This window comes from Mesobaculum littorinae (assembly GCF_004011175.1).
GTDB lineage: Bacteria > Pseudomonadota > Alphaproteobacteria > Rhodobacterales > Rhodobacteraceae > Tranquillimonas > Tranquillimonas littorinae.
This window is the reverse complement of the sequence record NZ_RQXX01000008.1, coordinates 46,115-58,554: the sequence shown is the minus strand read 5'-3', so window position 1 is coordinate 58,554 and position 12,440 is coordinate 46,115. Positions and strand designations below refer to the sequence as shown.

The window sequence follows — 12,440 nt, the reverse complement described above, 5'->3', positions numbered from 1 at the left end:
CATCACAGCCGCCGCTTGACCAGCCAGACGAAGATCGGCGCTCCCAGAAGCGCGGTGACCAACCCGGTCGATATCTCGACCGGCGCCAGCACAAGGCGGGCCGCCACGTCGACCACCAGCAGGTAGGCGGCGCCGGCGATGGCCGACCAGGGCAGCACCAGCCGGTAGTCCTGTCCGGCGAATAGTCGCACGCCATGCGGCACGACGAGGCCGACAAAGCCCAGCGGCCCCGCCATCGCCACGCTGGCCGCGGTCAGCGCGACCACCGCCGCCAACGCCAGCGCCTTCAGTCGCCCCACGTTGAGGCCAAGCCCGGCGGCGACCTCGTCGCCCATGGCCAGCGCGGTCATCTGCCGCGCGAGGCCGAGCGCCACGACCAGACCGCCCAGCAGCCACGGCAGCGCCCAGAGCGTGACGGCGCGGTCGGGCCCGGCGAGCGACCCGGTCATCCAGACGCGCAGCTGGTCGAAGGTTTCCTCGTCCAGCAGGCTGGCGATGGTGACGAGCGCGCCGAGGAAGGCGCTGACCGCCGCGCCCGACAGCACCAGCGTCAGCGGCGCGGGTCCGCCCGGGGCGGCCAGGGCGATGCCCCAGACCACCGCCGCGGCGGCAAGCGCCCCGGCTGCCGCGACCAACGGGATCAGCCCCGGCGCGGCCAGGTCGAGCACGCCGACCACCAGCACCACCGCGAAGGAGGCGCCGATCAGCAGGCCCAGAAGCCCCGGCTCGGCCAGCGGATTGCGGGTGACCCCCTGCATCAATGCGCCGGCGACCGACAGCGCGGCCCCGACCAGAACGGCGCTGACCGCCCGCGGTACCCGCAGGTCGATCACCACGAGGTGGTCGAAGATCTCCGGGTCGTAGGCGAGGATCGCGCGCGCCACCACGGGCAGGGGAATCGTCTTCGCCCCGACCGAGATGTGCCACAGGAACGCCAGAACCAGCAGCGCCAGCCCCGCCGCGGGCGCGACCGAGGCGGCCCGTCCGTGTCGCGGCAGCGCGGCCCCGGTCATTGCGCGGCCATGGCCTGCGGCACGTCGATGACGGGGGCGCAGATCGCGCGACCGCTGTCGGGATCCCTCAGGACGCGGGCGCGCAGGCCGAAGACATCCTGCAGGGTCTGCGGCGTGAACGTCGCGTCCACCGCGCCCTGCGCGACGATCCGGCCGTCCTTCATCATCACCAGCAGGTCGGCGAAGGCGGCGGCGAGGTTCAGTTCGTGCAGCACCACGACCAGCGTGCGCCCGTCGCGATGCGCGATCCGGCGCAAGAGCACCAGGAGGTCGACCTGCACCTTTAGGTCGAGAAACGTCGTGGGTTCGTCCAGCAGGATGATATCGGTCTCCTGCGCCAGAACCATGGCGATCCAGCAGCGCTGTCGCTGGCCACCCGACAGGCGCGACACCGGACTGTCGGCGAATTGTGCGACGTCGGCCGCCGCCATCGCCGCGTCTATGGCGCGGCGGTCGTCGCGCGACATCTGGCGCAGCAGGGTCTGGTGCGGAAAACGCCCCTGACCCACCAGTTCGCGCACCGTCAGCCCCTCGGGCGCGACGGGGCCCTGCGGCAGGATCGCCAGCCGCCGGGCGACGTTGCGCGACGGTGTGGCATGGATCGGCCGCCCGTCCAGCAGCACCGCGCCCGAACTGGCGGGCAGGATGCGCGCCATGGTCTTGAGCAGCGTGGACTTGCCGCAGCCGTTCGGTCCGACGAGGATGGTCAGCGCGCCGTCGGGAATGTCGAGCGACACGTCCTGCAGCACGGCCCGGGCAGTGCTGCCGCTGCCATAACCGGCCCCGACCGAGCGGACGCTCAGCCGGCAGGGGCGCGGTAGAGGGGCGGAGGCTGGGGCTGTGTGATCCGTCACGGGGGCATTCCAAAGGCGCGTTGCGCCGATCCCTAGCAACGCACCCGCGCAAGGGCAATAAACCCGAGTAGTTTTCTTGGAATTGCGGCGGAACGCCGCCGCGGCTTCGGCGGCGCCGTATCCTGCGCCGGGTCACGCAAAGCGGGAAAGCGGCCCGGGGGCGGGGTGGCCATGGCGTCAGGCCGGAAAGGCCCGGCAGACGCAGGGCCGGGCGTCGGCATTGCCGTGCCGGCCCGAAGCGGGCAGGGCGTGATGGTGCGCCTTACCCGCGCGGCTGCGCCGGAAGGCACGCAAGTTGCGGATCAGTTGGGGGGTCAGGCGGGGTGTGCCTCGGTCGCGCGGCGGCGCACGGTCTGGTTCACGTCGAGCAGGTGCAGCTCCATCAGCCGGGCGGCCTCGGCGCTGTCGCGTGCGGCGATGGCCTCGAAGAGGGCGCGGTGCTGCCCGCCAAAGCGCGCCATCACCTCGGGCGTGTGGGTCTCGCGACGGGCGTCGCTCCAGGTGGCAAGCTTGCGCACCGTGCGGATCGACCCGAAGATTTCAAGAAACAGCGGGTTCTTCGCGGCCACCGCGATGTTGTAGTGAAAGATGTCGTCCGCGGTCTCGTAGGCCGCCCGTTCGCATTGGTCGAGCGTCGCCAGCATCATCTGTTCCAGCCGGGCCAGGTCGTCGGCCCGCGCCCGCGACGCGGCATGGGCGGCCAGCGCGGGTTCGATCTCAAGCCGCACCTCCATGACGTCCTGCGGCGTCGCCTCGCGCGCGATGCGGCTGAGCGCGGTCGAGCCGCAGACCACCGGCGGCGCGGCAAAGGTGCCGTGCCCTTGGCGGCGGTAGATCGTGCCCTTGTCGGCCAGCGCGTCGAGCGCGTGCCGCAACCGCGCCCGGCTGACCCCGAAGCGCGCGGCCAGGTCCCGTTCGGGGGGCAGCCGCCCGTCGGCCGGGACCGCGTCAGAGACGAGGAGGTCCTGCAGCCTGCGCATCAGGTCGGCGTCGGGCGCGGTCACGGTCACATCGCCCGGTAGAGATCGAGGAACATGCGCATCGACGTCACCAAGAGGAAGAGGCCGAAGGACAGCCGCAGCGCCCGGCGCGGGATGCGGTGGGCGATGGCGACGCCCACGCGGGCGAAGGTGACCGTCAGCGGGATGATCACCGCCGCGGCGGCAAGGTTCACGTAGCCCAGCGACAGCGGCGGCAGGCCGTCGTGCCCGAGGCCGGTCAGAACGTAGGTGATCGCCCCGGGCAGCCCGATGATGAACCCGATCGCGGCCGAGGTGCCGACCGCGCGGCGGATGTCGTAGCCCAGGATGTTCAGGATCGGCACGCAGACCGTCCCGCCGCCGATCCCCATCATCGCCGAGATCGTGCCTGCCAGTACCCCGAAGACTGCCATGACGGGCCGTGATGAGGTGCGCGGGTTGTCGATCTGGCCGCCGCCGCGCAGGATCATGTCCAGCGCGACGATCAGCGCGACCACCGCGAAGACGGCGATCAGGGCGAGGCCCGACACGAGCCCCCCCAGCACGCCGCCGATCACCACCCCCACGAGGATCGAGGGGCCCCAGAGCTTGAGCAGGTCGAAATCGATCGCGCCCTTGCGGTAGTGCCCCAGCGACGAGCTGAGCGAGGTGAAGATGATCGTGGTCAGCGAGGTGCCGACCGAAAGCTGCATCACCTGCGCGGCGTCCATGCCCGTGAGCGACAGCGCGAAGTAGAGCGCGGGGACGATGACGATCCCGCCGCCCACGCCCAGCAGCCCCGCCAGCACGCCGCCGACGACGCCCGCCGCGACCGATGGCAGGGCGATGGTGGACAGCAGTTCGAGGATCTGACCTTCCATTTCAGCGCCCCTCCCCGGGCGTGGCCGGCGCGGCCTCTGTCGCCTGCGAGCGGGTGGCGATGCCGGCGGCGCGGCGGCGGGCGTCCTCACGCTCGATCGCTGCGTCGATGGGGCCGCGATCCGTGCTGCCGGGGAAATTACCGGTCGTCGCAAAGGCCTGCGCGACATGGGCATAGCGTTCGCGCGACACGTCGAGAAGCCTCTCGAGCTCGGCCAGCGGGTCGGCATGGTCGTCGGCGCGCAGATCGAGGATGGCATAAAGCTCGCCGCGGTGGATCTTCAGCCCGGCTGCCTGGCGCCCGCGCTTGTCGCCGCCCGCGACCTCGCCCGCGCGCATCGCGTGCAGCAGCCGGTCGGGCAGGGGCAGGTCGTGCGCGGCGGCATAGGCGTCGAAGGTGGCCTGCACCACCTCGGGGCCCGCCAGCATGTTGCCCGCGACCGAATGATGCGCGCCGATCAGGTGGCCGCACCAGTCGACGCAGTCCCCGCCGGTATGCGCCGCGAAGCCGCCCGTGGCGTCCAGCATGTGGCATTGCCGGATCGCATGGCCGCCGTCGCGGGCGACCATGTCGTCCAGGACCGCCTGCGCCGGGGCGCCGTCCTCGAGCCGGGCCAGCCCCTCGGTTCCCCAGAGCGGGTTGACGAAGGCCTGCGTGGCGACGGCGGAACGGCGGCCGACATGCGGCACGATGGCGCCGCAGGCGAAGAAGCGAGAGGCGACGGCGATGCCGATTTCACCGGTCTCGGGCCGGCGCGCGATGATCGAGTAGGTCAAGCTTACCGCCCCACCGCGTAGGCCTGCATCAGGCGCGGGGTGGCGGCGGCCGTCAGGGCGCCGTCGGGCGTGCGACGGGCCGCGGTCAGGCGCCCGACGGTCCAGTCGCCAGCCACCGTCACCTTGTGTCCGCGGGCCCGCAGGGCGTCGATGCACGCTTCGCCGATGGCGGGTTCGATCATCATCTCGGCCGGTTTGACCGCACGCGGGTAGAAGGAGCCCTGGAAATGCATGGTGTGGAACAATGGCGAATCCATGCCCTCTTGCATACCCATTCCGTGATGCACGTAGCGCAGGAACCAGATCAGCTGCCACTGGTCCTGCTGGTCCCCGCCCGGCGTGCCGAAGACGAGGCGCGTGCCGTCCTCGTGCACCGCCAGCGTCGGGGTCAGGGTGGTGCGCGGCCGGCGCCCGGGGGCGAGCGAGGTGGGCAGCCCCTCCTCCAGCCAGAACATCTGGGCGCGCGAATTCAGCGGAAAGCCCAGCCCCGGGATCACCGGGTTCGACTGCAGCCACCCGCCCGAGGGTGTGGCCGCGACGCAGTTGCCCCAGCGGTCGATGACGTCGAGATGCACCGTGTCGCCCTTGCGGTCGGTCAGGTGCGCCATCGTCGGTTCCTGCGCGCCGACGTCCGACACGCCGAAATCCCGCGCGGCACGGGCGATGTAGGCATCTGCCTGGTGCTCGAACCCCGGCACCCGGCCCGGGCGCTGCTCGGTCGAGGCGTCGGCTCCGATCAGCTTGGCCCGCTCGGCGTTGTAGGCGTCCGACAGCAGGTGCTCCATCGGGATCTCGGACTGGTCGGGATCGCCGTAATAGGCCTCGCGGTCGGCGTAGGACAGCTTCATCGCCTCGATCACGGTGTGCACGAACTCGTCGCCGAGCGGGTCCATCGCGCCCAGGTCGAAGTGCTTCAGGATGGCGAGGGATTGCAGCAGCACCGGGCCTTGCCCCCAGGGCCCGGTCTTCGACAGGGTCCAGCCGTGGTAGGTATATTGCGTGGGCGGCTCGATCGCGGCGCGCCAGGTCGCCATGTCCGACGGCGCCAGCACGGCGCGGTTGCGACGCTCGGAGACGTCGTGCACCTCGGCCGTCTCCAGGTAGTCGAAGATGGCCTTTGCGACGAAGCCTTCGGCCCATTCGCCGCGCGCGGCGTCGATCTGGGCGATCCGGTCGTCTCCCGCCGCCTCGCCGCTTTCGATCAGCCGCTGGTAGGTGTGGGCCAGGCCTGGGTTGCGGAACAGCGCATGTGCGTGCGGGGCGTTGCCGTCCGGTACCCAGACCTCGGCTGCCGATGGCCATTCGGCGGCGAAATACTCGGCCAGGCCGGCGATCTGGTCGGCGACACGGGGCAGCATCGGGTGGCCGTCGCGGGCGTAGTCGACGGCGGGGGTCATCACCTCGCGCAGGGTCATCGTGCCCTCGTCGCGCAGCATCAGCATCCAGCCGTCGAAGGCGCCGGGCACCACGGTCGACAGAAGGCCCGAGCCGGGGATCAGCTCGATCCCCTGCGCGCGATAGTGCTCGATCGTCGCTGCGGCGGGGGCGGGGCCCTGCGCCGCGACGACGCCGTCGCCGCTGGCAACGCTGTGGAAGACTGCCGGTAGGTCGCCGGCGGGCCCGTTGAGGTGGGGTTCGACCACCTGCAGCACGAGGCCCGTGGCCACGGCGGCATCGAAGGCGTTGCCGCCCTTTTCCAGGATCGACATCCCCACGGCCGAGGCGATCCAGTGGGTCGAGGTGACGACGCCGAAGGTGCCGCGGATATCGGGGCGGGTGGTGAACTTGGTCATGAAACGTCTCGCATCAGTGGTCGCGGGGATCGAGCGCGTCGCGCAGCCCGTCGCCCAGCAGGTTGAATCCCAGCACGACGAGGAAGATCGCGATGCCCGGCCACAGCGCCATCCAGGGCGCCTGGTTCAGGAAGTTCTTCGCCGTGTTCAGCATCGACCCCCAGGACGGGGCCGGGGGCTGCTGGCCGAGGCCCAGGAACGACAGCGACGCTTCGGCGATGATCGCGGTGGCGATCGTCAGCGTCGCCTGCACCAGGACTGGCGGCAGGATGTTGGGAAAGATGTAGCGGCCCAGGATCTTGCGCGTCGGCAGCCCGATGGCGCGGGCACTGTCCACGTAATCCTCGGCCGCGACCGACAGCACCTGTCCGCGGGTCAGCCGCACGAAGAGCGGGGTGGCCGAGATGCCGATGGCGATCATCGCGTTGGTCAGCGACGGCCCGAGAAAGGCCGCCAGCGCGATGGCGAGGATCAGGAAGGGCGCGGCCAGCATCGCCTCGGTGCAGCGCGAGATGATGGCGTCGGTCCAGCCGCCGAAATAGCCTGCCGCGATGCCCAGCGGCACGCCCGCGCAGACCGCGATCAGGACCGAGATCACGCCCGCCAGAAGCGACGCTTGCGCGCCCCAGACCAGCCGCGACAGCACGTCGCGCCCGATTTCGTCGGTGCCGAGGGGATGCGCGGCCGAAGGCGCCTGGCGCACCGCGCCCCAGTCAGTCGCCGTGGGGTCGGGGATAGGCAGGAGCGGCGCGGCCAGCGCCATGCCCATGAAGAACGCCACGATGATCCCGCCCAGAACGGCCGAACGGTGGCTGCGGAACTTCTTCCACACCCGGTTCTCGGGTCGGCGATCCAGCACGGGGTCCAGAACCGGATCATGCGCGCTTTCGGCGTCGATGGTGATGGGGGTTGCGGCCTGGGCCATGGCTTCAGCTCCTCAGACGCGGGTTGAGCAGGACGTAGGCGGCATCGGCCAGCAGGTTCATCACGATGAAGCCCACGGCGGTGACCAGCACGATGCCCTGCACGACGGCGTAGTCGCGGTTGAACACGGCATCGACGATCAGTTTGCCGAAGCCCGGCACGGTGAAGATCTGTTCGGTCAGCACCGCGCCCGCGATCAGTTCGCCGAAAAGCAGCGCCGACAGCGTGACGATGGGCGTCAGCGCGTTGCGGAAGGCGTGTTTCAGGATCACCCGCCGTTCCGACAGCCCCTTGGCCCGCGCGGTGCGCACGTAGTCCGAGGTCAGCACGCTCAGCATCGCCGAGCGGGTGTGCCGCATCAGCGTCGCCGCGAGCGCGGTGCCCAGCACGAAGGCCGGCATCACCATCACCTGGATCGACCGCAGGGGATCGTCGGCAAAGGGCACGTAGCCGCTGGCGGGCAGCAACTGCAGTTTCACGCTGAGCAGCAGGATCAGCATGATGCCCAGCCAGAAATTCGGGATCGACAGTCCCGACAGGGCGATGACGTTGGCCGCGTAATCGATGACGGTGCCCTTGCGGACCGCCGACAGGATTCCCGCGGGAATGCCGATGACCATCGCGAAGATCATCGCCATCGTCGCAAGCTGGATCGTCACGGGTAGCTTTTCACCGATCAGCTCGAGCACCGGCTGGTTGGTGCGCAGCGAAATGCCAAGATCGCCCGCCAGCGCGTTGCCGACCCATGTCAGGTACTGCAGCGGGATCGGATCGTTCAGCCGGTATTTCTCGCGCAGAAAGGCGATGGTCTCGGGGTCGCGTTCCTCGCCCGCCATGGCGAGGATCGGATCGCCGGGAAGGAATTTCTGCAGCGCGAAGACGAAGATCGAGATCAGGATGATCGTCGGGATCGCGATCAGCAGGCGGCGCAGGATGAACGACAGCATCTGGGCGGGTCCTCGGTGTTCGAAGCGCCCCCTCCCCGGAACTGGGGAGGGGGCAGGAGGGGGACGGGCCTCAGCCCTCGGTCTTGGTCACGCCTTCGAGGCGCATCATCCCGTCGGGATAGGCGACGAAGCCCTCGATCGCGTCGTCCAGCGCGGTCAGCCACGTCTGGTGATAGAGGTAGAGGATCGGCATGTCCTCGTTCAGGATCGCCTGCGCCTGGTCGTAAAGCGCCTTGCGCTCGGCGTCGTCCGACACGGTGCGGGCCTCGTTCAGAAGCCGGTCGACCTCGTCACTGGAATAGCCCGCGTCGTTCAGACCGCCGCCGGTGGTCACGAAGCCGTGGATGTTGCCATCGGGATCGATGCGGCCCGACCAGCCGACCTGGCTGGCGGTGAAATCGCCCGCGGACTGGTCCTGCAGCATGGTGGCGAATTCCTTCGAGGTGATCTGGACGTCGATCCCGGCCTCGGAGGCCATCGACTGCACCACCTGCATCAGCTGCATGTTCTCGGGCCGGTTCGGCACCTGCACCTCAAGGCTGATGCCGTCGGGATACCCGGCCTCTTCCAGCAGGGCGCGCGCCGCCTCGACATCACGCTCGGGCACGGGGATCTCGGCGTCGTACCAGGGAGAGCTGGGGGGGAAGGGCTGGTTGCCGGCCCGGAAGGCGCCGTTGAACACCACCTGGTTGATGATGTCGCGGCCCACGGCCAGTCCCAACGCCCGGCGCAGTCGCGCGTCGTTGCCCCACGGGTTGTCGCCGCGGTCGCCGTTGTCGATGTTGAAGGTGATCCCCTGGTAGCCCAGCGAAACGGCCTCTTCGACGGTGATCCCCCCGGCCGAACGGACCTGTTCAAGATCCGTGGCGCCCAGCCGGTCGATGATGTCCAGATCGCCCGACTGCAGGTTGGCCAGCCGCACCGTGGTGTCGGGGATCGGCAGGTAGGTCACGCTGTCGAGGTGGATCTCGTCGGCGTTCCAGTAGTCGGCGAAGGCGGACAGCGTGATACGGTCCTGCGCGACACGCTCTTCGAACTTGAAGGGCCCCGAGCAGACCGGGTTCAGGCCGAAATCGGTGCCGGCCTCGTCGGCGGCATCGGGCGAGATCATCATGCCCGCGCGGTCGGCCAGCTGCGCCAGCACGGTCACGTCGGGCTGGGTCAGGTTGAACCGGATCTCGTAGTCGCCCAGCACCTCGACGCTGTCGATCGACGACAGCTCGGACTTGCGGCGGCTTTCCTCCAGCGTCTGGCTGCGCTCGATGTTGCGGGCCACGGCCTCGGCGTTGAAGGCGGTGCCGTCGTGGAAGGTCACGCCTTCGCGCAGGGTCATTGTCAGCGCGGTGTTGTCGTCGTTGAAGCTCCACTCGGTCGCCAGCTGCGGCACGATCTCAAGCTCGGGCGTGATGTCGACCAGCTTGTCGCAGAGCGCGGTGTAGACGATGCGCCCGACGAAGGTGCGCGACTGGTCGGGGTCCAGAACGTCGGCGTCCGAGGCCAGTCCGATGCGCAGGTCCTGGGCCTGTGCGCCCAGCGCGGTGGCCCCCAGCAGGGCGGCGCCGAGGGTGAGGCGGAAAAGGGTCATGGGTGTTATCTCCTTTGTTGCGGTACGCCGCCCTTGGCGGGGCGGTTCTTGGCTGTGGGGTGGCCCGGGGGGCCGGTCTGCGGAATGGCCCGTCACCGGGTGGCGACATTCGGCTGGGCGCCGGGGAGCGGCGGGGCATCGGCGCGGGGTCGCGTGGTCCGCCCGGCCAGCGCCTGGGCGTAAAGCGCGAACCGCGCGCGGGCGCCGTCGGTCATCCCCGTGCCCGCGCCCTGCGCGGGCGGGACGGCGTCGCGGGCGATCTCTTCGAAGAAGTGGCAGGCGGCGCCGTGGCCCGGCGCCAGCCCGGTGTCGCGCAGCTGCGGCGTCTCAGCCCGGCAGCGGTCCTGCGCAAAGGGGCAGCGGGTGTGGAACCGGCAGCCCGATGGCGGGTCGATGGGGCTGGGCATCTCGCCCGCCAGCTCGACCTTCTGCTTGATGCGGCCGTGTTCGGCCACCGGGATCGCCGACAGAAGCGCGATGGTATAGGGGTGCCGGGGCCGGGCGAAGATCTCGTCGGTCGGGCCCTCTTCGACGATGCGGCCCAGGTACATCACCGCGACGCGGTCGCTCATGTAGCGGATGACGGCAAGGTCGTGGGCGATGACCACGAGGGTCAGCGACAGCCGGTCGCGCAGGTCGGCCAGCAGGTTGATCACCTGCGCCTGCACGCTGACGTCCAGAGCCGAGACGGGTTCGTCCCCGATCAGAAGCTTCGGTCCCGAGGCCAGCGCGCGGGCGATGCCGATGCGCTGGCGCTGACCGCCCGAGAATTCGTGCGGATACCGGTCGGTGTGTTCGGGCCGCAGGCCGACTTGCGTCAGAAGCTCGGCCACCCTTGCGCGCCTGTCGCGGGCCGACAGGGCGGGCGCGTGGGTTTCCAGCGGTTCGCCAACCAGCCGCCCCACTGTCAGCCGCGGGTTCAGCGAGCTGAAGGGATCCTGGAAGATGAACTGCATGTCGCGCCGCAACTCGGTCAGCGCGCGGCCCCTGGCCTGGTCGATCTGTCGCCCCTCGAAGGTCATCCGCCCCGAGGTGGGCGCGATCAGCCGCATCAGCATCCGTGCCAGCGTGGACTTGCCACAGCCCGATTCCCCCACGATGGCGAGGGTTTCGCCCGTGTTGACGGTCAGCGACACGTCGTCGACCGCGCGCAGCTTGCGTGGTTTCTCGAACAGCGACCCGCCGACATCGAAATGACGCACGAGGTTGGTGGCGGTCAGGATCGGCTCAGCCATCGCTTTGCTCCAGCATCGCGTCGAGGGGGGCGAAATGGCACAGCGCGGTGTGGCCCGCGCCGAAGCTCCGTTCAGGCGGCGGAGTGGTGCAGACGGGCTGCGCGAAGGGACAGCGCGACGAGAACCGGCATCCCTTGGGCATCGTCTCGATCGTCGGCACCGTCCCGGGCACCGTTGCCAGCCTGTGGCGGGGGCCGGTCAGGCTGGGCATCGAGGACATCAGCCCGATGGTGTAGGGATGCTGCGGGTCGTTGAAGATCGCCGCGGCGGGGCCGCTTTCGACGATGACGCCCGCGTACATCACGGCCACCTTGTCGGCGATTTCGGCCACCACACCCAGGTCGTGGGTGATCATGATGGTGCCCATGCCGGTTTCGGCCTGCAGATCGCGGATCAGGTCTAGGATCTGGCTCTGGATCGTCACGTCCAGCGCGGTGGTGGGTTCGTCGGCAATCAGGAGGGCCGGGTCGTTGGCCAGCGCCATTGCGATCATCACCCGCTGGCGCATGCCGCCCGACAGCTGGTGCGGATATTCGTTCATCCGCGCCTCGGGGGCAGGGATGCCGACACGGGCCAGCATCTGCGCCGCGCGGGCGCGCGCCTCGGACTTGCTGACGTCGTTATGGGCGCGCACGGCTTCGGCGATCTGCTCGCCCACCTTGAACGCCGGGTTGAGCGAGGTCATCGGCTCCTGAAAGATCATCGCGATGTCCGCGCCGCGGTGACGGCGCAGGGCGGACGGGTCGGACAGGTCGTAGACCTCGCCGCGGAACCGGATGTCGGCCTCGCGGATGCGGGCGACGCCCTTGGGCAGAAGCCCCAGTATGGCCAGCGAACTGACGCTCTTGCCGCAGCCGGATTCGCCGACGATGCACAGCGTTTCGCCGGCGTCGACCGAGTAGCGCACGCCGTCGAGCAGGTTCGTCTCCGACGCCCCGAACCCCAGGCTGAGCGCCCGGACGTCGAGAAGCGGCTGCGAGGAGGGGGAGGTGTTCTGAACCAATTGTCCAACCATTGCTTGATTGGTTGCGACCGTACCGGCAGCCCTTCCTGTGTCAATACGTCGCCGGGCAGAAAGGTCGCGCTGCAGGCGGCCGCCTAAAATTTGTGCAAAAAGCGCGGGATTTGCGGCTAGAGTAGTGCCCTGCGCTCGGCAGGGGCCGTCCCGGCTCTGTTGGCGCTGCATGCAGATCCCGGCGCAGACAGGGCAGGTGGCGACTGCGACGGGCTATTCCGGTGCGAAAGGTCGGCGCGGTTGACATGGACCGGCGGCCCGCCGGCCAGCTCAGGGTCTTCAGGCGGTCCAGTGGCATGCGTCTGAGCGGCCGTCCCGGGGCGATGGGCAGGCATGTCGGCGAGTGGCTTCCGGCAATAAGGTCGCACAGGGCAGAGCGCGTGCCTAGGGTCATCCACACCTCATCCCTGGTCCGAGGATCGACCGAGGCGTGCGGACCCATGGTAACCGCCACCGGGG

The 12,440-nt window shown here is 69.7% G+C and carries 11 protein-coding genes; all 11 read right to left on the bottom strand.

The window, feature by feature from the left end; all coding sequences use genetic code 11:
* Positions 1–2 precede the first annotated feature (2 nt).
* The 11 genes from EKE94_RS16920 to EKE94_RS16870 all read right to left on the bottom strand — a co-directional run bounded on the left by EKE94_RS16920 (position 3) and on the right by EKE94_RS16870 (position 11,969).
* Entirely contained in the window at positions 3–1,013 is a 1,011-nt protein-coding gene (locus EKE94_RS16920) for a FecCD family ABC transporter permease (protein WP_127907816.1), read from the bottom strand.
* On the bottom strand, positions 1,010–1,867 hold the full coding sequence (locus tag EKE94_RS16915) for an ABC transporter ATP-binding protein (protein ID WP_328590509.1): 858 nt from the start codon (positions 1,865–1,867) through the stop codon (positions 1,010–1,012). The genes EKE94_RS16920 and EKE94_RS16915 overlap by 4 nt, the downstream gene beginning before the upstream one ends.
* A gap of 314 nt (positions 1,868–2,181) precedes the next feature.
* Positions 2,182–2,871 carry a FadR/GntR family transcriptional regulator gene (locus tag EKE94_RS16910; protein WP_235856077.1) on the bottom strand — a complete coding sequence of 230 codons (690 nt, stop codon included), beginning with the start codon at positions 2,869–2,871 and terminating at the stop codon, positions 2,182–2,184.
* Positions 2,872–2,873: 2 nt separating this feature from the next.
* Positions 2,874–3,707: a sulfite exporter TauE/SafE family protein gene (locus tag EKE94_RS16905; RefSeq protein ID WP_127907815.1), complete on the bottom strand. Its 834-nt coding sequence runs from the start codon at positions 3,705–3,707 to the stop codon at positions 2,874–2,876.
* Position 3,708: 1 nt separating this feature from the next.
* Positions 3,709–4,482, bottom strand: a complete 774-nt coding sequence (locus EKE94_RS16900; RefSeq protein ID WP_127907814.1) for a DUF1028 domain-containing protein — start codon at positions 4,480–4,482, stop codon at positions 3,709–3,711.
* 2 nt (positions 4,483–4,484) lie between these two features.
* Entirely contained in the window at positions 4,485–6,275 is a 1,791-nt protein-coding gene (locus EKE94_RS16895; RefSeq protein WP_127907813.1) for a gamma-glutamyltransferase family protein, read from the bottom strand.
* Between the two features lie 13 nt (positions 6,276–6,288).
* On the bottom strand, positions 6,289–7,200 hold the full coding sequence (locus tag EKE94_RS16890; RefSeq protein ID WP_127907812.1) for an ABC transporter permease: 912 nt from the start codon (positions 7,198–7,200) through the stop codon (positions 6,289–6,291).
* 4 nt (positions 7,201–7,204) lie between these two features.
* A complete protein-coding gene (locus EKE94_RS16885; RefSeq protein ID WP_127907811.1) occupies positions 7,205–8,146 on the bottom strand; it encodes an ABC transporter permease in 942 nt (313 codons plus the stop codon).
* A 70-nt stretch (positions 8,147–8,216) separates the two neighbouring features.
* On the bottom strand, positions 8,217–9,731 hold the full coding sequence (locus EKE94_RS16880; RefSeq protein ID WP_127907810.1) for an ABC transporter substrate-binding protein: 1,515 nt from the start codon (positions 9,729–9,731) through the stop codon (positions 8,217–8,219).
* Positions 9,732–9,823: 92 nt separating this feature from the next.
* Positions 9,824–10,966, bottom strand: a complete 1,143-nt coding sequence (locus EKE94_RS16875; protein WP_127907809.1) for an ABC transporter ATP-binding protein — start codon at positions 10,964–10,966, stop codon at positions 9,824–9,826.
* The gene (locus EKE94_RS16870) at positions 10,959–11,969 is read right to left on the bottom strand and encodes an ABC transporter ATP-binding protein (RefSeq protein ID WP_235856076.1); all 1,011 of its coding nucleotides are present in this window, start codon (positions 11,967–11,969) and stop codon (positions 10,959–10,961) included. The genes EKE94_RS16875 and EKE94_RS16870 overlap by 8 nt, the downstream gene beginning before the upstream one ends.
* Between the last annotated feature and the right edge of the window lie 471 nt (positions 11,970–12,440).